General features: G+C 58.4%; 1 protein-coding gene. It reads left to right on the forward strand.

The annotated features are described in order from the left end of the window. A partial coding sequence (locus D7Y13_RS44315) for a carbohydrate ABC transporter permease (RefSeq protein WP_147452775.1) occupies positions 1-365 on the forward strand: 365 nt, incomplete at its 5' end. Positions 366-401: the final 36 nt, after the last annotated feature.

Consider the following 401-nt stretch of genomic DNA (forward strand, 5'->3'; position numbering starts at 1 on the left):
TGATTCTGCTTTCCGGGTTACAGGCGATTCCGGCGGATTTATACGAAGCGGCAGCCATTGACGGCGCGAACGAATATGCCCGTTTCCGGCGCGTGACTCTGCCATTGCTGGCGCCAACCATGCTGGTTGTGGTCGTTCTGAGCGTGATCCGTGCCGTACAGGTGTTCGATGTGGCCTACGTGCTGACGGGTGGCGGCCCCGGTACAGCTACTTTTTACCTTGTCCAGTTCATCTATAAGACCGCCTTTGACGAGCGTCGTTACGGTATTGCGGCGGGCGCGTCGATCCTGCTGGCAAGTGTCCTGCTGGTGTTCACAGTGGTACAGTTACGTTTGCGGCGCGGATCGCTCACTGCCGCCGGATAGTCAGGAGCAGCACGTATGACCACCACTGATCTAGGC

The sequence above is a fragment of the Corallococcus praedator genome, assembly GCF_003612125.1.
In the GTDB taxonomy this organism is placed as follows: domain Bacteria; phylum Myxococcota; class Myxococcia; order Myxococcales; family Myxococcaceae; genus Corallococcus; species Corallococcus praedator.